The organism is Streptomyces rubellomurinus (genome assembly GCF_000961885.1).
Classification (GTDB): Bacteria; Actinomycetota; Actinomycetes; order Streptomycetales; family Streptomycetaceae; genus Kitasatospora; species Kitasatospora rubellomurina.
On record NZ_JZKH01000026.1, the window covers coordinates 47,663 to 68,461 of the forward strand.

The following is a 20,799-nucleotide window of genomic DNA, read 5'->3' on the forward strand; positions in this document are numbered from 1 at the left end:
CTTCAGGGGCCGGACCCGAGCAGCGGGCCGAGTGGGCCGAGGTCGATGTCGAGGTCCTCGGGCGCGAGGCCGAAATGGTCGCGCAGCTCGTCCATCCGCCGTTCCAGGGCCATCAGCGTCACCCCCAGGGCCTCGACCTGGTCCTCGCTCAGGTCGCCCTCGTCGATGCGGCGCAGCGCCTGCCGCTCCATGAGCTCCCGCAGGAGCTCGACCACGGTGAGGACGAGGCAGGCGAGGTCCCGGCCCACCGTCTCCGGGTCGACGGCGACGCGCCGGGCGAGGCGGGCCCCGTGGGGCTCCTCCGGCGGCCGTGCGGTCACGGTGGCTCCTCCTCCCGTGCGGTGATGGTGCCTTCGACGGTCCGGGTGGCGGCGCGCACGGAGGCCACCAGCGCACGGAGGCTGATCCGCACCAGATCGACGTCGGCGATCCCGAGGGTGATCTCGCCCGCGATGACCACACCGCCCGCCAGGACGCGGTCGAGGAGGTCGACGAGCGCGACGCGCTCCGCACCGGCCGGCGAGAGGGCGTCGGACCGGTCTTCGGCCCGTCGGTCGGGGGTGCTGGGGGTGCTCACCCCGCCTCCTCCGGGTCGGCGAACGAATAGGGCGGCCAGGGACCGGTCAGCTCCAGCCGGAGGTGAGGGTGGCCGTCCGCGAGGGCGGCCACGGCATCCTCCAGGCGCTTCCGGTCGGCGTGGTCGACGAGGTACGAGCCGTTGAGGACCATGGGCTCGCCGCGCCCGCTCGCCTCTGCGGGCTGGAGCGGGTGCAGAGCCACCGCGGCTGCCAGCCCGGCGAGTTGTGCGTGGACGCTCCGTGCGTCCTCCGAGGCCTGTCGCACCGTTTCCTCACGCTGCTGCCGCTGGGCCCTGCGGCGCAGCAGGTAGGCCGTGCCGGGCCGGTCCGCGGCCTCGGGGCCGGTCTCCTCCTCCCGTGCCGACGGTCTGCCGGTGAGGTATGCCTTGACGCCCCATTCCGTCCGCCTGTCGATCCGCCGGAGCGCCTCGGTGAGCTCGTCGTGGCGCGCGCGGAGGAGCTCCTGCGCGCGGGCGTCGTCGTGGTAGAGCGTGGCGAAGCGCAGGGGCAGAGTCGGGCCCGCGCCGGCGAGGGCCTCGACCACGCGATGGTGGGCCCGGACGGCGTGCTCCAGCCAGACCGGGTCCTCCAGGTGGGCGTGCAGGGGCCCCTCGTCGAAGTCCGCCTGGGGCACCGAGCCGACCACGACCGCGAGACCCGGCCCGCTCAGCGCGCGGAGGGGTTCCGCCGCGACGCCGCGCAGGTCGTGCAATTCGCGCGGTTCGGGGCGTCGGTCGGCCGGGACGACGGCGTAGAGCCAGGTGACGTGGCTCATGACTCCCTCCCCGCGCGCGGGGGACGACGGCGGGTGGGTGGGGCCGACGCCGACGACTCATCGGGACGGCCGCCGGGTGCCGCACGCTCCGGTTCGCTCGCGGCTGCCTCCAGTTCATCGATCCGCTCGCGCAGGCGCCGGTTCTCCACGGCGAGGTCGCGTCGGCCGGAGGAGAGCCCGGGATCGTGCTCCCACCAGTCGATCCCCATCTCGCGGGCGCGGTCGACGGAGGCGACGAGGAGTCTGATCCTGATCGTCAGCAGCTCGATGTCGAGCAGGTTCACACGGATGTCCCCCGCGATGACGATGCCCTTGTCGAGGACCCGTTCGAGTAGATCGGCGAGGTTGGCCGGCTGCGGGGCGGGCGCGGTGCGGTAGTTCGCCGGCAGTGGCGGTCCGAAGTCGCGGCCGTTCACGGTGTCTCCCCAGGGTCGAGGCGGCCGCGGTGGTAGCGGCGTTCGCGGTGGTAGGACACGAGCCCGCCCCGTTCGTCCAGGACGACCCGGTAGAGGGCCAGGATGTCGGTGGAGTCGGGGATGCGGCGGGATTCCAGGACCTCGACCCCGACCCGCCAACCCTCCTCGTTGTGCTCCAGCGAGGTGACGACTTCGGGCAGGTTTCCCGTGAGCTCCTGCACCTGGCGGGCCGCCCGGGCGGCGGCCTGGCGGGCGCCAAGGCGGGTCCGGGTGCGCTTCTCGGTGTCTGGCCGGTCCGGTTCGGCGGACGAGCGCCCGTCACGCCCGGGATCGGGGTGGCGATGCTCGTCGTCGGCGCGGCTGGCGGCGGTGCGGCGACGTGGCACCGCCGTGTGGTCGGCGGGCCGGCGCGCACGGGGCTCGGGTTCGGGCACGGCTCACACCTCCCGCCCACCGCTCGTCCTCCGGGCCTCCCACAGCCGTCCGACCAGTTCCTCCTCCTGCCGGTCGGCCTCCTCCGGGCTGAGGGCGCCGCTTTGACGGGCCTCCTCCAACTCGGCCAGGCGCCGACGGACGGTCGCCGGGTCGTCCAGCTCGCGGCGGGCCTGGGCGTACAACTGCTCGGCCACCCAGACAACGCCGCGCACGGGCGCGAGCGGCAGGGTGAGGAGTCCGGTGATCAGACCCATGGACCGGGCACCCCCTCGGAAGCGCCGTCGACGGCCGTGGGCGCGAAGTCGTACGGCGCCAGCGGCCCGAGGAGGCGGATGCCCACCCGCCCGGACCAGCCGCGCGCCAGGTCCTCCGCCTCGGCCTCGAAGCGCGCCCAGCGGGTGTGGTGGACCAGGAAGGACACGTCGATCGGCTGGTCCGGGTCCGGGTCCGGGCCCCTGGCGACGGCGACTGCGAGCGGGCCGAGTGTGTCGACCAGGTGGCGCACGTCGGCCTCGCCGCGGTCGCCGATCTCCCGGGCCACCAGTTCACCCAGCCGGAGCCGGTCGTAGTGGCCGGTATCTTCCGGCAGCGACGCGGTCCGCTCCCGGAGGGCGGCGATGTCGGGACGCGCGGCGAGGACGTCCCGCAGCACGCGGACCTCGACGTACGACCCGCGGAGCGTGTACTGGGCGAGGCCGCGCAGGCTCGCCAGCGCGGTGGCGAAGCCCTCCTCGGACGGGCCGAGCAGTTCGTCAGCCACGGCCCGGCGGCCGTCGACCACCGAGCCGAACCGGAACGGCAGCACGGGAACCAGGGCGGAGACGACCGAGTCCAGCACCCGGGCATGCGCGCGGAGGTCGTCCGGCGTTCCCAGGGGCTTGGTCGGATCGACCTCGCTGACCAGCGCGGCGACCCGTCCGCCCGGGAGCAGATCGACCGCCGCCGGGGGTGTGCCCACCCCGCGGACGCCCGTGGGTGCGGCGGCGTCGGCGGGGACGATTCCGTAGACGTAGCAGGCCGCTCCGGTGTCACCGGCGGCCGGTGTGTCGCGGTTCACCGTTCACGCTCCCTGCGTTCGCCGGAGGACCGGGGCCGGCGCCGGGGCCGTTCCTGCGGTTCCTCCTCCTCGTCCTCGTCCTCGCCGCCACGGCCGCGGACCTGGTCGATCACCTCGCCGACGGTCTCCTTGACGCCCTCCAGGGCGCCGCGGGTCTTTCGGCGGGCACCGCCCTGCCGCATGTCGTCCATCAGTTCCGGCAGGCCCTCGGTGCGGTCCTGCTTCAGATCGAGGCGGTTGACCGCCTCCGCGAAGCGCAGATAGGTGTCCACGCTGGCGATGACGATCCGCGCGTCGATCGTGATCAGCTCGATGCCGACGAGCGAGACGCGCACGTAGACGTCGATGACCAGGCCCTTGTCGAGGATCAGGTCGAGAACGTCCGCCAGGCCGCTCGGGGAGGGACGGTCCAGGTAGTGGCCGGTCCTGGGGGCTACCGTCATCGTCATCACCTGCCGCTCCGGGCGAGGGCCCGGCGGCGGCCACGTGGCCGTTCGGCGTCTTCCTCGTCCTCGGGTTCGTCCTGGTCCAGTTCGTCCTCGTACTCGTCGTCGTACTCGTCGCCCTCGTCCTCTTCGGGTTCCTCCTCGTCCTCGGCGTCCTTGTCGGCGTCGTCCTCGTCGTAGTCGTCCTCCGCGTCCTGCTCTTCCTCGTAGTCCTGGTCGTCGCCCTCGCCCTCGTCCTCGTAGCCCGGCTCCTGCTCCTCGTCGGCAGCGCCTTCGGCGTCCTCGGCCTCATCCGCCTCCGTCCCCTCGTCGGACTGCTCCTCCTCCATGGCGTCCTCATGCGAACGGACCACCTCGCTGTCGCGGATCTCGCCGCGCCAGCCCTCGACGCCGTCGGGGTCGAGGATCGTCCGGGTCATCACGTGCCGGCGGAAGTGCTTGAGCTCCAGGCGGGCGCGCCGGCCTTGGGCGCGCCAGAGGTTGCCGGTCCGCTCGAACAGGCCCTTCGGGTGGTACTCGAGGACCAGGAGGATCTTGGTGAGGTTGGGCGCGAGTTCGTGGAAGGTCACCGTGCCGTCGACGTGACCCTTGTCGCCCTTGGAGCGCCACACGATCGTCTCGTCCGGGACCTGTTCGACGATGGTCGACTCCCAGGTGCGGTGGGAGAGGAAGATCCCCGCCTTCCACGTGATCTTCTCGTCGGATTCCTGGGACACCTGCTCCAGCCGCTTCGCGAACTTCGGGAAGTCCTGGAACTGCGTCCACTGGTTGTAGGCGACCCGCACCGGCACGCCGACCTCGATCTCCTCCACGATGTTGGTGACCTTGGTCTCCTTGCCTCCGCCGCCCTGCTTCCCGCCCCCGGAGAGCGAAAGGCTGTTGGACACGAGGTTCTTCACCCCGGCCGCGCCCGCCCCGAGCAGCTTGCCGACCGGGAGACCCGCGCCGCCACCGCCTCCGTTCTCGGTGTAGTCGACCAGCCGGTCCGCGAGGTCGGCGACCCGGTCGCCGGCCGCCGCGATGGCCCGCTCGCCCAGTGCGGACACGAACTCCCTTGCCTGCTCCATCAGTTGGTCGGTTGGCAGGGCGTCCACGAGATCGCCGATGCCGCCGATTTCGGGCTCGGCTGATTGCCTGGCCATCGTCCTCACCCCGACTTCCGTGCGGACGCCCGCGATCCGGTCGTCCTGCGGGCCGGGGCACTCGTCTTCTTCGTGGCCGAGGAGGCCGCGGTCTTCCGGGCGGCCGCCGCGCGCGGGGCGGCCTTCTTCGCCGGCGCCTTCGCCGTGCTCTTGCGGGTCGGGGTGCTCTTCGGGGCCGCCGCGCTCTTGCGGGTCGACGTGCTCCTGGGAGTCGCCGTGCTCTTGCGGGTCGACGCACTCCTGGGAGTCGCTGTGCTCTTGCGGGCTGCCGTGCTCCTGGAGGTCGACGTGCGCGTGTCGGAAGGCTTGGCGCTCGTCCGGGACCGCGACGAACCACCGCTGGACGAGCTCGTCCGGGACGACCTGCCGGAGCGGGTGCTCCGGGTCTTCCCGGAGTCCTCGGTCTCCTCCTCCGGTTCTTCGTGCTCGTCGCGGGGTTCCTCTTCGTCGTCGAGGGGTTCGTCGTTGTCGTCCCGTTCGTCGTCCTCGCGCCGCTCGTTCGCCTCGCGCAGGGCCTCGGTCCGTTGTGCCAACTGGTCGGTCAGCGCGCCAACGCGCCGGGACGCGGCGGCCACGGCCGCCTTCTTGCCCGCACTCGCCAGCTCGCCCCGCACGTCGCCGACCACCCGCCGCAGCTGCGGCGAGGATTCGAGGAGTTGCGCGACCGCGGTTCCCGGGCTGGCACCCAGTTTCTTGCCGGCCGCCATGCCGGCGAGCGCCAGCGCCCATCGGGCTTTGTGCAACCGCCCGAGGACATAGCCGACGCCCACCGCAGCGGCGAGTTTCACGTTCTTCATGGTCCGTCCCTGGTGGGTGTGGCCGGGACGCATCGGTTCGCAGGCCAACGGCCCGGCTCGGTGACCCCTCCGCCTACCCCTCCGGACCAGCGGGAAACAACGTAGGGTGACCACGTTCCGCGCGGCTCCCGTCCCGGTCAGGCCCCGTTCGGCCTCGACGCGTCCTCACCCGGTCTACGGGGTGGTCACGGGTGGTCACCGACTGGAGTCGCCAACCCGACGACGAGGGCGGCCGCGTCGGCATGCGGACACTGTTCCGCTGCCGCACCCGGATCGGGTGGATGACCCTTCCGCCGGGTGCGGGAACTCCACGACGTCCGGCTCGCCCTCGAAGCGGGCGTGCATCGCGGCCACCGCCCGGCTCTTCGCGCCGAGTGTGCGGTACAGGGATGCGAGCGTCTACGCGGTGCGGCCGGCGGGCGGTGCGGGCGGCGGACCGGGCCGCTCCGGTGCTGCGTCGGCGGGCAGGTCGTCGAGCAGGTCGAGCACGTGGCTGGCGAGGTCCTCGATCACCGGGTGCTCGAACACCACCGTCGCGGGCAGGCGCGGGGTCGGTGATGAGGGCCGAAGCGCCGCTGTCCTTGAGGAAGTAGTCGAGTTCGGCGTCGGAGGAGCGGGGATTGAGCAGGACGCCGACCGCCCCGCCCGCAGCACGGCGAGGCAGCCCTCGACCAGCTCCACGCAGGTGCCCAGACAGAGCGCGACCCGATCGCCGCGCCGAACCCCCGCCCGCGCGAGCGAACCGCCCAGCCGCCCGGTCCGCCGCTCCAATCGGCGTAGCTGACGCCACGTGAGAAGTCGTGGAACGCCACCCGATCCGCCGACCGCTCGGCGTGCCGCTTCAGCAGCTCCGGCAGCGGCCGCAGCAGATCGTCGTACCGCACTTCTCCACTCACGCCCGAGCTCCGACCTCTCGCGGTCCCGATCCGCTCCCCCTCCTGCGTACCCAGTAGCACGGGAACACAGGCCGAGTCGGGCGGACTCGCCGCGGCGGCGGCGCTGCGCTCCGATGCGGAACGTCAGAGGATTCCGTCGGCCAGCGCGGCATCCCTGTACGGCCTCGACATCTGATGCGGTCCGGTTCTCGACGATCACCGGCCGGCTACGAGCGGCGCCAGGCGCCTGCTGAGCCTGAGCACGTCACGGACCGTCCGAGGGTCGGTGCTCCCGCGGAAGGCGGGGACGGGGTGAACCTGAGGCCCGATGAGCAGGCCGGTGCGCCCATCGAGCGAGGTGTCGGTGGCGGCGAAGACGGACGGCCGAGCGGCCACCGACGCGGGGCCGGCCGTGGAGCGTTCGAAGGTGCGCCGCACCAGCGGCCACAACAGGCGCAGCCCCGGCGAGACGATCCGCGGTGAGTTCATGGTGCCGTCGGTCATGTCGGTCGCCGCGCCGCCCGGGTCGGCCGCGAAGACCGTGACGCCGCTGTCGCGCAGGCGCTCGGCCAGGTCCAGGGTGTAGGCGAGGTTGGCGAGCTTGGCGCGGCCGTACCAGTGGAAGCCGTAGTAGCCGCCCGGTGGTTCGACGGCGTCGAAGGTGCGCTTGGCGACCTTGATCGCGCCGGAGCTGACGTTCACGATCCGGCTCGGCCCGTCGGCGCGGAGCCGATCGAGCAGCAGCTCGGTCAGCAGGTACGGCGAGAGGTGGTTGACGGCGAACGTCGCCTCGATGCCGTCGACGGTCTGCTGCCGGTCCGCGAACATCGCGCCCACGTTGTTCACGAGGACCTTGAGCGGTCCCTCGGCCGCCAGCCGGGCGGCGAGCGCTCGAACCTCGCCGAGCGAGGCGAGGTCGGCCGCCAGGAACCGCGGCTCGCCTCCGGTCGCAACGGTCGCGATGCGCTCGACGGCGCGGACACCGCGCTCGGGGTTGCGGCCGACCACGGTGACGGCGAGCCCGTGCGCCGCCAGTCCCATTGCCGTCTCCAGGCCGATTCCCCCGGTTCCCGCCGTGACCACTGCCCGCTGTTCCACTGGTCCGCCCTCCATCGCTTCCTGCCGTAAGCGGATATCTATCCGTTTTCGTGGGGGCACGCTAGCACAATCGGATAGTTATCCGGTTAGTTGTCCGGTGAATGTCGACGTGAGGGCGGCGGTGCCTGGCTCCCGGGTCGTCGGCCGCGGTCAGCGCGGCGGGCGCAGGCCCTCGAGGAGGACATCGAGGTAGACCTCGGTGCGGGTGGGATCGCAGGCGCCGGAGCGCAGGGCGTGTTCGACGCCGCAGAGCAGGCGGCGCACGTCGTCGGCCTCGATGTCGCGCCGGACGGCGCCGAGACCGCGGGCGCGGTCAAGCAGATGGGCGACAGCCAGGTCGAGCTCGGCCTTCAGTGCCGAGGTCTGCGCCTCGGCATCGTTGGCGGATTCGAGCACGGAGGCGAATCCGCTGTCGTCCAACGCGCGCGCCAGGGTGAACCGCAGCAGGCGGCGCAGACCTGCCAGGGCGTCCACGTCGGCGGCCGCGGCCTGGGCCTCGTCCACCAGCTCCCGGAAGCGCTCGGCAGACAGCGCCTCCCGCAGCGCGTGCCGGTTGGGGAAGTGCCGGTACACGGTTCCCACGCCCACACCGGCGAGCCGGGCGATGGCATTCAACTGGAGCGAGTCGTCACCGGCAGCCAACTGCTCGCGGGCGACCTGCAACACCCGGGTGCGGTTACGTGCGGCATCCGCCCGCAGTGTCGGTCCCTGCTCGCCCTTCGGTGTCACGGGCCCAGCATAGAGGGCCGGCAACCGCGGCCCGGCGGGCTCGCCTTCCTGCCCTCCTGAACCGTCCACGCCGGTGCGGCGTCCCGCCGCCGGAAGGCGGCAGCCGGGGCTCTCTGGAATCCTGGCCGTGAAGCGCGGGCCGGGCACACAGCGAGGAGCCGCCATGTCCGGATTGTTCGAGGTGAGCGTCGAGGTCGATCGCCCGGTGGAGGAGGTCTTCGCCTACCTCGCCGACGGGCGCCATGATCCCGAGTTCAGCCCCCGGGTCCTGGAGATCACGAAGGTGCCGGACGGACCGACCGCTGTCGGGACCGTCTTCCGCAGCACCGTGAAGGATGCCGGGCTGAAGACCTCCCGCCAGTTCCGCATCACCAGGATGGAGGCGCCGCGCACGATCCGGTGGAGCGAGCAGAGCAAGAACCTCATCACCGCCGAGGGCGGCTACGATCTCGAACCGCTGCCGGGCGGCCGTACCCGGGTGCGGATCTTCAACGTGCTGGACGGCCACGGACTCGGCAGGCTCCTGCTCGGCCCGGCGCTGCGTGCGGCCCGCAAGGACGCTCCCGACTTCGGCCGCCGGATCAAGGCGGCCGTTGAACGGTTCTGACCTCGCCGCGGTCCGGGACAGGTGCGCGAGCATGGCGATGTCCCGGCCGCCGGCCGGGCGGCGGGCAACCGGTCCGCCGGCGATTCTGAGCAGGGCGATCGCACCGCAGGCCGTCCTGCCGTTCACCCCTACGGAGTCTCCGATGGATCTGCAGCTCTCAGGCAAGGTCGCCGTTGTCACCGGTGCCAGCAAGGGAATCGGCCTCGCCGTGACGCAGGCACTCGCCGCCGCGGGCGTGAACGTGGTCGCGGTGGCGCGCGGTGTCTCCGGCCCGCTGACGGAGCTCACCCCGCAGGTGCATCCGGTGTCGGCCGATCTCGCCACCGCGGACGGCCCCGTCTCTGCGGTCGAGGCGGCGATCTCCCGGTTCGGTGGACTGGACATCCTCGTCAACAACGTCGGCGCAGTCCACCCCCGTCTGGCCGGGTTCGCGGCCGTCACCGACGACGAGTGGATCCAGGGGCTGACGGTCAATTTCCTCGCCGCCGTCCGCACCACCCGGGCGGCCCTGCCCCACCTGATCGACCGTGGCAACGCTTCGATCGTGACGGTGAGTTCGGTCAACGCGTTCCTGCCCGACCCGATGGTCATCGACTACTGCGCGGCCAAGGCGGCGCTCACCAACTTCTGCAAGGCCCTGTCCAAGGAGGTCGGTCCGCGCGGGGTGCGCGTCAACACGGTCAGCCCCGGGCCGGTGTCCACGGCGCTGTGGCTCGGCGACGGCGGCGTCGCCGCGACGGTCGCGAAGGCGTCCGGCGGCGAGCCGGAGGACATCGCCCGGAGTGCCGTCGCACAGTCCGCCACCGGCCGCTTCAGCCTGCCGCAGGAGGTCGCCGACCTCGTTCTGCTGCTGGCCAGTGAGCGGACGGGCAATGTCACCGGGAGCGACTTCGTCATCGACGGCGGCCTCGTCCAGACGCTCTGAACTCCGCCGGGCCGCCCATCCGATCACCGACGCAGGCTCCGAACCGACGGCCGCCCCCGCCGTCGCCCGCGGAAGCAGCATCGGGCGCTGTCCGGGCAGACACGCTGACCCGGCGGCCGGCTCCCCGTCCTGAACCGCGCAGGTCAGCGGACGCGGCCGCGCGGCTTGAGGGGGGTGCCGGGGAGCTCGGGGGCGGGGAGGCGGTCGCCCGGGTAGCCCTCGACGGCGCCGAAGCGGGGGGAGGCGGCCTGCCAGGCGGCGCGGGCTTCGGCGATGTCCTCGTGGGACCGGCCGATGAAGTTCCACCACATGACGAGCTGTTCGTCGAAGGGGGTGCCGCCGAGGAGGATGGCGCGGGCTTCGGTGGGGGTGGGGTTGGTGAGGGTGAGGGTGGTGGGGCCGGGGGAGAGGTGGCCGAGGTCGCCGGCGTGGAGGGGGGTGTCGGCGAGGAGGATCGTGCCGCGGTCGACGAGGAGGCCGTGTTCGAAGGCCGGGTCGACGGTGAGGGTGACGGTGGCGTGCGGGCGGAGGGTGAGCTCGGCGCCGAGGAGGGGGGTGAAGGTGGGGACGGGGGAGGTGTCGCCGGCGAGGGTGCCGAGGAAGACGCGGGCCTCGCCGCCGTCGAGGGGGACGGGCCGGGGCACGTGGTGGTGGAAGTCGCGGGCGCTGTGGCGGTGCTCCTCGGGGAGGGCGACCCAGAGCTGGACGCCGTGCAGGACGGTGGTGGCGGGGGTGGAGACCTCGGAGTGGCAGATGCCGTGGCCGGCGCTCATGAGGTTGAGCTCGCCCGGGCGGACGAGGGCGTGGACGCCGAGGCTGTCGCGGTGTTCGATCTCGCCGCTGAACAGCCAGCTCACCGTCTGCAGGCCGGTGTGCGGGTGCGGGGCGACGTCCATGCCGCCGCTGCGGGCGACGTCGTCCGGGCCGTAGTGGTCGACGAAGCACCAGGCGCCGATCAGGCGGCGGTCGCGGTGCGGGAGGGTACGGCGGACGGTCATGGCGCGGGGGCCGCCGAGCGGGACGTCCCGGGGGGAGAGGATGTCGACGGTGCTCACGGTGCTCACGATGGGCCCTTTCGCCTGCCGGGTGGTTCTATTTTCAACTATTATGCATGATGGAATGATCATCGAGAAGAGTAGTGGTCGAGCACGGCGGAAGGAGCTCAGGTGAGTGACGTGACGGTGGTCCCGGCGGAGCGGCGGGTGTTCATCGACAAGCAGACCCCGCAGGCCTACCGGGCGCAGGCGGCGGCCGCCGAGGTGGCGGGCGCGGCGGCGGCCGAGGCCGGGCTGGACCGGGGGCTGGTGGAGCTGGTCAACCTGCGGGTCTCGCAGATCAACGGCTGCGCGTACTGCCTCGACGTGCACACCAGGGCCGCGCTGCGGGCCGGCGAGACCGCCCAGCGGCTGGGGGTGCTGCCGGCGTGGCGGGACACCCAGGTGTTCACGGAGCGGGAGCGGGCGGTGCTCGGGCTCGCGGAGGCGACCACGACGCCGAGCGACGCCGCGCTGCAGGAGGCCGCGTACGGGGCCGCCCGGGCCGTGCTGACGGACCAGGAGATCTCGGCGGCGGTCTGGGTCGCGATCGCCATCAACGCCTTCAACCGGGTGTCCATCATGAGCAAGCACCCGGTGCGGCGCACGGCCGCCAACTGACCGTCAGGGGAGTTTGGGTACGACCGTCTCCTCCGCGCGGCGTAGGCGTTCCTCGGCAGAAGGGCGGAGAACTGCCTCCTCCGGGTGGTGGATGACCGGCCGGAGGGGGAGCGGAGAGGCTGGGCGGAGGCGGCGGGCGCGGCTCGCCACGGGGAGTGGGGGGTTGGGCGATGGCACGTCGTCGGGTGTCCGTACTGGTGGCGGCGATCTGCGTGGCGCTGGCCGCGCCGGTCGCCTCCGCGTCGGCGACACCGGTCGCGGGCGGGGCGGGCGGGCCGGGGGCTTCGGCGGGTTCGGGAGCCGTGGGCCCCGGCGTCGTGGTCGGCCTCGTGCCGGGCGACGCCCGGGTCGACGAGCAAGGGAGCGTGCAAGGGGGCGCGCAGGGCGGCGATCGCGCCGACGTCGGGGCCCGGCTGCGCGCCGGGCTGCAGCGGGTGACCGGGGCCGGGGCGGCGGCCTCCTTCGGCGAGGTCGCGGACGAGCACGGCACCGTGCGGGCCGGCTCGGGCGTCGCGGACCTCGCCACCGGCGCGCCGGTGCGGACGGACGGCCGGTACCGGGCCGGCAGCATCACCAAGATGTTCACCGCGACGACCGTGCTGCAGCTGGTCGGCGAGCACCGGATCGGCCTGGACGACCCGGTGGAGCGCTACCTGCCGGGGCTGGTCCCGAACGGCGGGAACATCACGATCCGGCAGCTGATGAACCACAGCTCGGGCCTGTGGGACCCGACCAACGAGCCGGACGGCGGCGTCTTCCCGGCGTTCAAGACCGCCGAGGAAGCCCGGACGTGGTACCGGGAGGGCGGGCCGTCGCACAGCGTCCCCCGCTCCCAGGTGGTGGCCGCCTCGGTCGCGCACGCGCCGTACTTCCCGCCCGGCACCTCGTGGCACTACTCGAACGTCAACTACACGTTGCTCGGCATGGTCGTCGAGAAGGTGACCGGGCACGGCTACGCGCACGAGATCGAGGCCCGCATCCTGCGCCCGCTGGGGATGACCCGCACCTACCTGCCCGGCGCGGCGACCGACATCCGCGGCCCGCACGCGCACGGCTACGTGACGCTCGTCGAGGGCCCCGGACCGGACCAGCGGACCGACTTCGACCTGACGGTGCAGAGCGTCACCTGGGCCAACTCCGCGGGTGAGCTGATCTCCACCACCGACGACCTGCTCCGCTTCGAACGCGCGCTGCTGGGCGGCCGGTTGCTCTCGCCGGAACTGATGAAGGAGATGTCCACCACGATCCCGGTCACCGCGGACGGCTCGCCGAGCCGGATGACGTACGGGCTGGGGCTGGCCCGGGTGCAGCTGTCCTGCGGGCCGGTCTACGGGCACGACGGCTCGATGCCCGGGTACCAGTCGCAGCTGTGGTCCTCGGGCACCCGCTCGCTCGCGGTGTCGACCACCCCGAGGGGCGACGGGCCGCAGCAGATCGCGCAGTACCAGGCGCAGGGGCAGCTGCTGGAGGACGTGTTCTGCGGCGGACGGTGAGGGCCGCCGTACGACGCCCGAAGCGCCCGCCGAGCCCGACCGGTTGGCAGGGGCCGGTCGGGCGCGGCGGGCGGCGGTCAGGACTCCGGGTCGTCCTCGCCGAGGAACTCCTCGATGGCGCTGATGAGTTGGAGCGGCGTCTCCTCCATCGGGTAGTGCCCGGTGGAGGGGAGGCGGACCTCGGTCGCGTGCGGATAGTGGCGCAGCCAGGTCTGCCGGATCAGCTCGGGGGTGATCGCCTGGTCGAGCTCGCCGGTGAGGACCCGCACGGGCAGTGCGAGGCCGGCGATCTCCTGGTGGAAGTCCTCCAGGGCCCAGGAGTCCAGCCAGGCACGGAAGGCCTTGGCGTCGCTGCGCTCCAGCGACTGCTCCGTCATCCGCCGCACCCAGGCGCGCGGGCGGACGCCGCTGGTGGTGAAGTCGATGATGGCGCTGCGGCTCTCCGCCAGGTCGCCCGCGGAGGCGAAGAGCTCCCACTGCTCGGGCGGGAACGGGATGCCGATGGCCGGGACGGGCGCGATGCCGACCAACCGGCGCACGCGCTCGGGTGCGGCGACGAGCGCGCGCTGGACGACGCAGCCGCCCATCGAGTGCCCGATCAGGGAGAAGCGCTCCCAGCCCAGCGCGTCGGCCGTCGCCACCAGGTCGGCGCCCGCCTCGGCGGTGGTGTAGCGGCCGGGCAGGTCGCGGGCCTCGCCGTAGCCGCGCAGGTCGACGAAGGCGTAGCTGAAGGCGTCGAGGTCGAGGTCGGGCAGCAGGCGGTCGTAGGCGGCGCGGTCGGCGAACCAGCCGTGCACCACGAGCACGTGGTGCGGGCCGTGGCCGATCAGCGTGTGGGGGAGCGGGACGGGGCTCAAGGGCGGCTCTCCTCGGGAGGGTTGTCGGGCACGGCAGGTCCTGCCCCCGGGGGGCGGGGCGCCAAACGTCGGCCGGCCGAACGCCACTCCGCCGAGGGCCGCCCGGCCCCTTCGGCGGCGTGCCGGCCCGGCCCCGGCCCCGGGCTCGGCCCGCCCGTAGACTGGGCGGCCGAGGTGGGCGGCCGAGGTGGCCGGGCCGCCGATACCCGAAGGGCGGACGCATGGGCGGCGACGGCGACACCGTGCTCAACCTCTGGCGGCAGCCGCTCACCGAGGTGCCCGCCGAGGTCTGGGACCGCACCGAGCTCACCGTGCTCATTCTCGCCGATACCGGCCTCACCGAACTCCCGCCCGGCATCGGCCGGTTGCGGCGGCTGCGCACCCTCGACCTCGGACACAACCGGCTCGCCGCCCTCCCCGCCGAGCTCGGCGAACTGACCGGGCTCGGCGACTTCCTCTACCTGCACGACAACGCGCTGACCGCCCTCCCGGCGGAACTCGGCCGGCTCACCGCGCTGCGCTACCTCAACGTCGGCGACAACCCGCTCGCCGAACTCCCGGACACCATCGGCGAGATGACCGCCCTGATCGAACTGCGCGCCCAGCGCGGCCGGCTCACAGCCTTGCCCGACTCGCTCGGACGGCTCCGCGCACTGCGCGAACTCTGGCTGCGCGGCAACCAGTTGAGCACCCTGCCGGAGACAGTGTCCGGGCTCGGCGAACTGCGCGAGCTGGAACTGCGGGAGAACGCCCTCACCGAGATCCCCGCCGCGCTCGCCCGACTGCCGCTGCTGCGCCGCATCGACCTGCGGGCCAACCGGATCACCGCGCTGCCGGCCTGGCTGGCCGAGCCGGGCGCGCTGCCCGCACTGGAGAAGCTGGACCTGCGCTGGAACGACGTCCGGCCGCCCGCCCGGCTGCTCGACGCGCTCGCGGCCCGCGGCTGCGCCGTCCTGTACTGACCGGACGGGGCCATCGTGCCAGCGGAAAAAAGATCACCACGCGGCCGGTCGGCCTGCTACCGTGGACGGCATGAAGCGCGCTGCACTCGTCACGACGACGCCGGAGAGAGTCCCGGCGCGCTGACTGCTGACCAAGTCCGAAGCCCCGGGGCGAGTGCCCCGGGGCTTCGGCGTTCCCGGCTCCACTCGCCCGGCGGCCCACCCGAGCGGAGACCACCCTCATGAACCACCCCGTGAACCACCACGAGCAGTCGAACGGCCACAAGCAGTCGAACGGCCGTGTCCAGGCGGACCCGCACGACCACCGCCGGCTCGGCCGGGAACTCGACCTCTTCGACAGCGACCCGCTGATGGGCGCGGGCCTCCCGTACTGGCTGCCCGGCGGCGCCGCCGTCCGGCACGCGCTGGAGGAGTTCATCCGCGACCGCGAGCGCCGGGCCGGCTACCGCCACGTCTATTCGCCGGTGCTCGGCAAGCGCGAACTGTACGAGATCTCCGGCCACTGGGAGCACTACCAGGAGGACATGTTCCCGCCCATGCGGCTCGGCGCCGAGGAGGTGGTGCTGCGTCCCAGCCTCTGCCCGCACCATGCGCTGATCTTCCGCTCGCGCTCCCATAGCTACCGCGAACTGCCGCTGCGAATGGCCGAGTTGGGTGGGATGTACCGCTCCGAACTGTCCGGTGTGCTGGGCGGGCTGACCAGGGTCCGGGCGATCCAGCTGAACGACGCGCACGTGTTCTGCACTCCCGAACAGGCCGCCGACGAGGCCGTCGCCGCGCTGGAGCTGATCCGCGCGGCGCACCGCGCGCTCGGCATCGAGCCCGTCCGCTACCGGCTCTCGCTGCCCGGCGCGGGCGGCAAGTACGTGGCCGACCCGGCGCTCTGGGAGCGGGCGGTGGCGCTGCTCACCGAGGTGCTGGAGCGCTCCGGGGTGCCGTTCGAGGCGGCGGAGGGCGAGGCGGCGTTCTACGGGCCGAAGATCGACGTCCAGATCGCCGACGCCGCCGGGCGGGAGTCCACCCTGTCCACCGTGCAGATCGACTTCCACCAGCCGCAGCGCTTCAACCTGCACTACATCGGCGCGGACGGCGCCAAGCACCGGCCGGTGATGGTGCACCGCAGTGTGATCGGCAGCGTCGAGCGGGTGGTCGCCCACCTGATCGAGCTCTACGGCGGGGCGTTCCCGGCCTGGCTGGCGCCCGTCCAGGTGGTGCTGGTGCCGGTCTCCGAGGCCCAACTCCCGCAGGCCGAGCGGCAGCGGCAGCGCTGCCTGGACCTCGGCTTGCGGGCCGAGGTGGCCGGGCCGGAGCAGGGCAGCCTCGGCGCCCGGATCCGGGCGGCCCGGCTGGTCCCGTACCAGGCGGTGATCGGGGCGAAGGAGGCCGCGGACGAGCAGGTCGCGCTGCGGCTGCGGGACGGGCGCAAGCTGGAGCCGATGGCGGCGGAGGCGGCCTGGGCGCGGATCGGCGAGCAGGTGGCGGACTGTGCGCCGGAGTTGTGGGCGGACGGCCTTGAGGCCGTCGGGCCCGCGGCTCGGTAGGGCGAGCGGCGGGCCGGGTTGGGCCGGTCGGGTCGCGTACCTGCCGGCCCGGCGCACCTGCGGGTCAGTACGACTGCAGCTCGATCAAGTGCCCCTCCGGGTCGCGCAGATGGGCGCTGCGCAGGTTCGGCCCCCAGTGCGGGCGGTCGGTGGCCCCGACGACGAGGCTGCCGCCGTTGCGCAGGCAGAGGTCGAGCGCCACGTCCACGTCGTCGACCCGGAGGACCAGCATCGCGGTGTCCTGGACGGCGGCGCCCGGCCGGGCGGGCAGGTCGGCGGTGCCGAGGTCGGCGGCCATCGCGGCCCGGTCGTAGAGCACCAGCACGGCCTGCCCGTCGACGTCCCAGTTGGCGTACGGGCCCTCCGGCGTGCCCTTGACCAGGGCGGCGCCGGTGAGGGCGGGCAGGACGGCACGGTAGAAGCCGAAGCACTCGGCGAATCGGGTGACCAGCAGGCGGGGGTAGAGCGCGTCCACGGGTGAACTCCTGGGCTCGGAGGGGGCGTTGGGGGGCGTCGGGGGAAGGTGTGGCCCGGCGCGGCCCGGCGCCGAATTAGTGGGTCGGCACCCACTATAGGGAGGGACCCTAGACTGGCGCCATGGTTTCCGATCTTCCGCCGCTGCCGCCCGGCCACGCCCTGCCGCCGACCCTGCTCGACCTCAGCACCTACCTGCTGTCCCGGATCGGCAAGTCCTCGCGCGGCCGCCTCGCCGAGCTGCTGGCCGAACGCGACCTCCGGCTCTGGGACATGGCGGTGCTGGCCGCCCTCTCCGACTTCGGGCCGCAGGCCCAGCGCGACCTGGTCCGGCGCCTGGGCATCGACCCGAGCGACCTCGCGAAGGTCGCCGACCAGCTCGCCGCCGCCGGCTACGTCGAGCGGGCCAGGGACGCGGCGGACCGGCGGCGGGTCTCGGTCACGATCACCGCGGCCGGGCGGGTGCTGCTCGCCGAACTGGACGAGCAGGCGCGGGCGGTGCAGGACGAGGTGCTGGCGCCGCTGGACGCGGGCGAGCGGGAGGTGCTGCACGGGCTGCTGCTGCGGCTGCACCGGGCGCAGGGGGAGCGGCGCGGCGCCATGTAGCGCGCAGCCGGCGGCGGGCCGGAGAAGCGAGGGGCCCGCAGAAACGAGGGGCCCGGGGAAACGCGAGGGCGAGGAGAATCAACTCCCCGCCACTACCAAGCTATAGCGCACCGGGGGGCTTGCGGCAAGGCCCCCGTCATGCCCCAGGATGGTCGGCCTCAGCCGGAATCGAGTGGGAACAGGGTGAATTGCGGCATGCGCGTGGTGTTGTCGACCTGGGGATCGCGAGGGGACGTCGAGCCGCTGGCGGGGCTGGCGGTGCGGTTGCGCGAGCTCGGGGCGGAGGTCCGGGTGTGCGCGCCGCCGGACGAGGAGTTCGCGGCGTTGCTGGCCGGTGCGGGCGTGCCGCTGGTGCCCTGCGGCCCGTCGGTGCGCTCGGTGGTGACCGGCACCAGGGCGCCGACCATGGAGGACGCGTTCCGGCTCGCCGGCGAGCTGGTCGCCGACCGGTTCGAGGTGCTCGCCGAGGCGGCGGCGGACTGTGACGCGGTGCTGGCGACCGGCCTGATGCCCGCCGGTGTCAGGTCGGTGGCCGAGCAGTTGGGGATCCCGTACGTGTTCGCGTGCTTCCACCCGTTCGGTCTGCCGTCGCGGCGGTTCGCGCCGCAGCGGCGGCCCGGCAAGCCGTCGCCGGAGGGGGAGACCGACCTGAAGGTGCTGTGGGAGCAGGACGCCGAACGGGTGAACGCGCTGTACGGCCCGGCGCTCAACCGCCACCGGGCGGCGATCGGCCTGCCGCCGGTGGCGAACGTGCGCGACCACGTCTACACGGAGCGGCCGTGGCTGGCGGCGGACCCGGTGCTGGGGCCGTGGCAGGACGCGACCGAGCTCGACCTCGTGCAGACCGGCGCGTGGTTCCGGCCGGACACCCGCCCGCTGCCGCCGGAGCTGGCGGCGTTCCTGGCGGCCGGCCCGCCGCCGGTGTACGTGGGCTTCGGCAGCATGGCCATGCGGACGGCGCCGGAGCTCGCCCGGGTGGCCGTCGAGGCGGTCCGGGCGCACGGACTGCGGGTGCTCCTCGGCCGTGGCTGGGCCGAGTTGGCGGCGGTCGACGACCGGGGGGACTGCTTCGTCGTCGGCGAGGTCAACCAGCAGGAGCTGTTCGGCCGGGTGGCCGCCGTCGTGCACCACGGCGGCGCCGGCACCACGGCGACGGCCGCCCGGGCCGGAGCGCCCCAGGTGATCGTGCCGCAGATCGTCGACCAGCCGCACTGGGCGGCCCGGGTGGCCGAGTTGGGCATCGGCGCGGCGCACCCGGGCCCGGTGCCGACCGTCGACTCCCTGTCCGCGGCGCTCGCCACCGCGCTGGCGCCCGCGACGGCGGCGCGGGCGAGGGCCGTGGCCGGTACCGTCCGCACCGATGGGGCGGCGGTGGCGGCGAAGCTGCTGCTCGACGTGGCCGACCGGGGGAGGCGGCCCGCCGCCGGGTGACGCACGCGGCGGCCGGGGACGTCACGGAGTTGCGGCACCCGGGCGGCGGGCACCCGCGAACTCCCCGGCCCAGCGCGGCACTTCCAGCACCCGCTCGACCCGGGCGACCGGCGTGCCGGTGCGTTCGGCGTGGATCATCGCGCCGTCGCCGACGAAGATCCCGACGTGGTGCAGCGGGGCGTCCGGGCGGGAGAAGAACAGCAGGTCGCCCGGGGCGAGTGCGTCGCGCTCGACCGGTGCGGCGCGGTGGTACTGGGCGACGGTGTAGTGGCCGAGTTCGACGGTGCCGTGGCTGGCCCGGTACCAGCAGTGGAGGGCGAGGCCGCTGCAGTCGAAGCCGACCGTGGTCTCGCCCAGACACTTCCCGTTCAGGTAGCCGTTCTCGTCGTCGCAGAAGCCGAGGCTCGGGCCGAGCCGGTCGCCGCCGCCCCACGCGTACGGCACGCCGAGCTGGGAGGCGGCGACGGCGGCCACCCGGCGGCCGAGGGCGGCGGCGCCGGCGGTCGCGGGGAGCCCGGGGCCGGGGCCGGGCCTGGGGCCGGAGGAGTCGGCGCGGGCGGGTGCGGCGACGGCCGGTACCAGCCCGGCGCCGAGGGCGAGGCCGAAGAGACGGCGGCGGCCGAGCCCGGGGAAGCGGTCGCGGCGGGGCGGTGGGGACTCCATCGGGTGACTCCCGGTTCGGTGCGGTGCGGTGCGGTCGGTGCGGTTCGGCGGGCGCCGCTCGGAAGGTTCCAGGATTCCGGTCGAGTGGGCCCCTCGCCATCACCCGCACCGGTGAATCGCGGACCGGGTGGATCGGGGAGGGTGATGGACCATCGGGCAGGAACCAAACCGATCGTCCGGTTTGGCCTGGGAGTGAACGCCCCGGCCGCGTCGAGCCGTTGGCGGTGCGAATTAATTCCACGCTGGCACAAATTCGAGTTGACCGAATATCGAACACGCGGGTGGGGGAAGGGGCGCGCGCACGGACGAATTCCTGGCGTCTTCTCATCCCGACTTCTTGTCGCCCCGAGGACGCCCGTCGCTAGGATGCGGGGTGTTCGGTTCGGTTCGGGGACGGGCGCAGGGCGGGGTGGTTGCGGTGGTGCGACAGGAGCGGGCGCTTCGGACGCGAAGGCTGATCCTCGAGGCGGCGGCCTCGGTCTTCGACGAGTTCGGGTACGAGAGCGCCACCATCGGCGAGGTGGTCGCCCGGGCCGGGGTCACCCGCGGCGCGGTGTATTTCCATTTCGCCTCCAAGCGGGACCTCGCGCGCGGTGTGCTCGAGGAGCAGTTCTCCCAGGACGGCGTGCCCGAACGTTGCAGCAAGCTCCAGGAGTTCGTGGACACCGGAATGGTGGTCGCGCATCTGATGCCGCGTGATCCGCTGCTCAGCGCGGGAGCCCGGCTCTCGCTCGGCCAGGACGCCTTCGACGACCTCGGCAGCGGGGCGATTCCCGGCTGGATCCGCCGGATGGAGGCGCTGCTGGTCGCGGCCGGCGAACGCGGCGAACTGCTGCCGCACGTCGTCCCGGCGGACACCGCGTGGCTGATGACCGCGGCGTGGACGGGCGTGCAGATCCAGTCCCAGAAGCTGTCCGGGCGGGCCGACTTGGAGCAACGGGTGGCCGCGCTGTACCGGCACCTGCTGCCCAGCATCGCGGTGCCGGGCGTACTCGCCGCGCTGCGGATCGGGTCGGGCCGCGGGGCCGAGGTGGTGGCCGAAGTGGCGGCGGCCCGGGCGGCGGCGGGGGACTCCGAAGCGCAGCCCGCGGTGGTGGCGGGCGGGGTCGGCGCGCACTGAGTGCGGGCCCCGGTCGTGGCGTCAACTCGGCGACGCCGCAAGGCTGGTGGGGTTCGGGGTGCTGCCGTCGCCGGGCCGGGATCGGTCGCAAGGCCAGTGCCCGTGCGGAAAGATGCA

26 protein-coding genes and 1 pseudogene are annotated in these 20,799 nt (G+C 73.5%); 9 read left to right on the forward strand and 18 right to left on the reverse strand.

The window, feature by feature from the left end; translation table 11 throughout:
* Positions 1-2 precede the first annotated feature (2 nt).
* From VM95_RS14980 to VM95_RS15035, 14 genes and pseudogenes are all read right to left on the reverse strand, one after another.
* Entirely contained in the window at positions 3-320 is a 318-nt protein-coding gene (locus tag VM95_RS14980) for a gas vesicle protein K (protein ID WP_045696678.1), read from the reverse strand.
* A complete protein-coding gene (locus tag VM95_RS44370) occupies positions 317-577 on the reverse strand; it encodes a gas vesicle protein (RefSeq protein WP_045696680.1) in 261 nt (86 codons plus the stop codon). Before VM95_RS44370 ends, VM95_RS14980 begins: the two co-directional genes overlap by 4 nt.
* A complete protein-coding gene (locus tag VM95_RS14990; protein WP_045696682.1) occupies positions 574-1,353 on the reverse strand; it encodes a GvpL/GvpF family gas vesicle protein in 780 nt (259 codons plus the stop codon). Before VM95_RS14990 ends, VM95_RS44370 begins: the two co-directional genes overlap by 4 nt.
* Positions 1,350-1,742 (reverse strand): gas vesicle protein, encoded by a 393-nt coding sequence (locus VM95_RS14995; RefSeq protein ID WP_045696766.1) that lies wholly within the window; start codon positions 1,740-1,742, stop codon positions 1,350-1,352. Before VM95_RS14995 ends, VM95_RS14990 begins: the two co-directional genes overlap by 4 nt.
* A gap of 23 nt (positions 1,743-1,765) precedes the next feature.
* Entirely contained in the window at positions 1,766-2,203 is a 438-nt protein-coding gene (gene gvpO / locus VM95_RS15000; RefSeq protein ID WP_244178773.1) for a gas vesicle protein GvpO, read from the reverse strand.
* A gap of 3 nt (positions 2,204-2,206) precedes the next feature.
* Positions 2,207-2,458, reverse strand: a complete 252-nt coding sequence (locus VM95_RS15005; protein WP_045696684.1) for a gas vesicle protein GvpG — start codon at positions 2,456-2,458, stop codon at positions 2,207-2,209.
* Positions 2,449-3,261, reverse strand: coding sequence for a GvpL/GvpF family gas vesicle protein (locus VM95_RS15010; RefSeq protein WP_045696686.1), 813 nt, complete (start codon positions 3,259-3,261; stop codon positions 2,449-2,451). Before VM95_RS15010 ends, VM95_RS15005 begins: the two co-directional genes overlap by 10 nt.
* Positions 3,258-3,704, reverse strand: a complete 447-nt coding sequence (gene gvpJ / locus VM95_RS15015; protein WP_078859935.1) for a gas vesicle protein GvpJ — start codon at positions 3,702-3,704, stop codon at positions 3,258-3,260. Before gvpJ ends, VM95_RS15010 begins: the two co-directional genes overlap by 4 nt.
* A 5-nt stretch (positions 3,705-3,709) precedes the next feature.
* The gene (locus VM95_RS15020) at positions 3,710-4,849 is read right to left on the reverse strand and encodes an SRPBCC family protein (RefSeq protein WP_045696691.1); all 1,140 of its coding nucleotides are present in this window, start codon (positions 4,847-4,849) and stop codon (positions 3,710-3,712) included.
* A gap of 5 nt (positions 4,850-4,854) precedes the next feature.
* On the reverse strand, positions 4,855-5,646 hold the full coding sequence (locus VM95_RS42570; protein ID WP_157882110.1) for a hypothetical protein: 792 nt from the start codon (positions 5,644-5,646) through the stop codon (positions 4,855-4,857).
* A gap of 399 nt (positions 5,647-6,045) precedes the next feature.
* Entirely contained in the window at positions 6,046-6,177 is a 132-nt protein-coding gene (locus tag VM95_RS45185) for a hypothetical protein (RefSeq protein WP_279616830.1), read from the reverse strand.
* A gap of 168 nt (positions 6,178-6,345) precedes the next feature.
* Positions 6,346-6,741 (reverse strand): annotated as a pseudogene (locus VM95_RS44375) (hypothetical protein); the annotation flags it as partial.
* Positions 6,738-7,604, reverse strand: coding sequence for an SDR family NAD(P)-dependent oxidoreductase (locus tag VM95_RS15030; RefSeq protein WP_052707378.1), 867 nt, complete (start codon positions 7,602-7,604; stop codon positions 6,738-6,740). The pseudogene VM95_RS44375 and the gene VM95_RS15030, both read right to left, overlap by 4 nt.
* A gap of 165 nt (positions 7,605-7,769) precedes the next feature.
* Positions 7,770-8,348, reverse strand: a complete 579-nt coding sequence (locus VM95_RS15035; protein ID WP_045696696.1) for a TetR/AcrR family transcriptional regulator — start codon at positions 8,346-8,348, stop codon at positions 7,770-7,772.
* Between the two features lie 163 nt (positions 8,349-8,511).
* On the opposite strand from VM95_RS15035, the gene VM95_RS15040 reads away from it, so the two are divergent.
* Positions 8,512-8,955, forward strand: coding sequence for an SRPBCC family protein (locus VM95_RS15040; protein ID WP_045696698.1), 444 nt, complete (start codon positions 8,512-8,514; stop codon positions 8,953-8,955).
* Between the two features lie 142 nt (positions 8,956-9,097).
* Entirely contained in the window at positions 9,098-9,880 is a 783-nt protein-coding gene (locus VM95_RS15045) for an oxidoreductase (RefSeq protein WP_045696700.1), read from the forward strand.
* Between the two features lie 143 nt (positions 9,881-10,023).
* Here VM95_RS15045 and VM95_RS15050 read toward each other — a convergent pair whose 3' ends face one another.
* Positions 10,024-10,878: a pirin family protein gene (locus VM95_RS15050; protein WP_244178777.1), complete on the reverse strand. Its 855-nt coding sequence runs from the start codon at positions 10,876-10,878 to the stop codon at positions 10,024-10,026.
* Between the two features lie 168 nt (positions 10,879-11,046).
* Between VM95_RS15050 and VM95_RS15055 the strand changes: the two genes are divergently transcribed.
* Entirely contained in the window at positions 11,047-11,535 is a 489-nt protein-coding gene (locus tag VM95_RS15055; protein ID WP_045696704.1) for a carboxymuconolactone decarboxylase family protein, read from the forward strand.
* A gap of 170 nt (positions 11,536-11,705) precedes the next feature.
* On the forward strand, positions 11,706-13,028 hold the full coding sequence (locus VM95_RS15060; RefSeq protein WP_157882111.1) for a serine hydrolase domain-containing protein: 1,323 nt from the start codon (positions 11,706-11,708) through the stop codon (positions 13,026-13,028).
* 77 nt (positions 13,029-13,105) lie between these two features.
* Here VM95_RS15060 and VM95_RS15065 read toward each other — a convergent pair whose 3' ends face one another.
* On the reverse strand, positions 13,106-13,885 hold the full coding sequence (locus tag VM95_RS15065; protein ID WP_045696706.1) for an alpha/beta fold hydrolase: 780 nt from the start codon (positions 13,883-13,885) through the stop codon (positions 13,106-13,108).
* Between the two features lie 221 nt (positions 13,886-14,106).
* Here VM95_RS15065 and VM95_RS15070 point away from each other — a divergent pair, with 221 nt between their 5' ends.
* Both VM95_RS15070 and thrS read left to right on the forward strand, forming a co-directional pair.
* On the forward strand, positions 14,107-14,847 hold the full coding sequence (locus VM95_RS15070; protein ID WP_045696708.1) for a leucine-rich repeat domain-containing protein: 741 nt from the start codon (positions 14,107-14,109) through the stop codon (positions 14,845-14,847).
* Between the two features lie 221 nt (positions 14,848-15,068).
* Entirely contained in the window at positions 15,069-16,388 is a 1,320-nt protein-coding gene (gene thrS, locus VM95_RS15075) for a threonine--tRNA ligase (protein WP_078859927.1), read from the forward strand.
* A gap of 64 nt (positions 16,389-16,452) precedes the next feature.
* On the opposite strand, the gene VM95_RS15080 is transcribed toward thrS, so the two are convergent.
* Positions 16,453-16,863, reverse strand: a complete 411-nt coding sequence (locus VM95_RS15080) for a VOC family protein (RefSeq protein ID WP_045696710.1) — start codon at positions 16,861-16,863, stop codon at positions 16,453-16,455.
* Positions 16,864-16,985: 122 nt separating this feature from the next.
* Between VM95_RS15080 and VM95_RS15085 the strand changes: the two genes are divergently transcribed.
* Complete coding sequence (locus VM95_RS15085) at positions 16,986-17,468, forward strand: MarR family winged helix-turn-helix transcriptional regulator (RefSeq protein ID WP_045696712.1); 483 nt, start codon at positions 16,986-16,988, stop codon at positions 17,466-17,468.
* 195 nt (positions 17,469-17,663) lie between these two features.
* Positions 17,664-18,899 (forward strand): glycosyltransferase, encoded by a 1,236-nt coding sequence (locus VM95_RS15090; RefSeq protein WP_045696714.1) that lies wholly within the window; start codon positions 17,664-17,666, stop codon positions 18,897-18,899.
* Between the two features lie 21 nt (positions 18,900-18,920).
* Here the strand turns inward: VM95_RS15090 and VM95_RS15095 are convergent, their stop codons facing one another.
* Positions 18,921-19,562 (reverse strand): C40 family peptidase, encoded by a 642-nt coding sequence (locus tag VM95_RS15095; protein WP_052707380.1) that lies wholly within the window; start codon positions 19,560-19,562, stop codon positions 18,921-18,923.
* Between the two features lie 418 nt (positions 19,563-19,980).
* On the opposite strand from VM95_RS15095, the gene VM95_RS15100 reads away from it, so the two are divergent.
* Positions 19,981-20,682 carry a ScbR family autoregulator-binding transcription factor gene (locus VM95_RS15100; RefSeq protein ID WP_045696716.1) on the forward strand — a complete coding sequence of 234 codons (702 nt, stop codon included), beginning with the start codon at positions 19,981-19,983 and terminating at the stop codon, positions 20,680-20,682.
* The last annotated feature ends 117 nt before the right edge of the window (positions 20,683-20,799 follow it).

Coding starts and splice junctions, on each gene's coding strand:
- VM95_RS14990 (WP_045696682.1), bottom strand. CDS start 1,353: ATGAGCCACGTCACCTGGCTCTACGCCGTCGTCCCGGCCGACCGACGC.
- VM95_RS15005 (WP_045696684.1), bottom strand. CDS start 2,458: ATGGGTCTGATCACCGGACTCCTCACCCTGCCGCTCGCGCCCGTGCGC.
- gvpJ (WP_078859935.1), bottom strand. CDS start 3,704: ATGACGGTAGCCCCCAGGACCGGCCACTACCTGGACCGTCCCTCCCCG.
- VM95_RS15020 (WP_045696691.1), bottom strand. CDS start 4,849: ATGGCCAGGCAATCAGCCGAGCCCGAAATCGGCGGCATCGGCGATCTC.
- VM95_RS42570 (WP_157882110.1), bottom strand. CDS start 5,646: ATGAAGAACGTGAAACTCGCCGCTGCGGTGGGCGTCGGCTATGTCCTC.
- VM95_RS15040 (WP_045696698.1), top strand. CDS start 8,512: ATGTCCGGATTGTTCGAGGTGAGCGTCGAGGTCGATCGCCCGGTGGAG.
- VM95_RS15045 (WP_045696700.1), top strand. CDS start 9,098: ATGGATCTGCAGCTCTCAGGCAAGGTCGCCGTTGTCACCGGTGCCAGC.
- VM95_RS15050 (WP_244178777.1), bottom strand. CDS start 10,878: ATGACCGTCCGCCGTACCCTCCCGCACCGCGACCGCCGCCTGATCGGC.
- VM95_RS15060 (WP_157882111.1), top strand. CDS start 11,706: ATGGCACGTCGTCGGGTGTCCGTACTGGTGGCGGCGATCTGCGTGGCG.
- VM95_RS15070 (WP_045696708.1), top strand. CDS start 14,107: ATGGGCGGCGACGGCGACACCGTGCTCAACCTCTGGCGGCAGCCGCTC.
- thrS (WP_078859927.1), top strand. CDS start 15,069: ATGAACCACCCCGTGAACCACCACGAGCAGTCGAACGGCCACAAGCAG.
- VM95_RS15085 (WP_045696712.1), top strand. CDS start 16,986: ATGGTTTCCGATCTTCCGCCGCTGCCGCCCGGCCACGCCCTGCCGCCG.
- VM95_RS15090 (WP_045696714.1), top strand. CDS start 17,664: ATGCGCGTGGTGTTGTCGACCTGGGGATCGCGAGGGGACGTCGAGCCG.
- VM95_RS15095 (WP_052707380.1), bottom strand. CDS start 19,562: ATGGAGTCCCCACCGCCCCGCCGCGACCGCTTCCCCGGGCTCGGCCGC.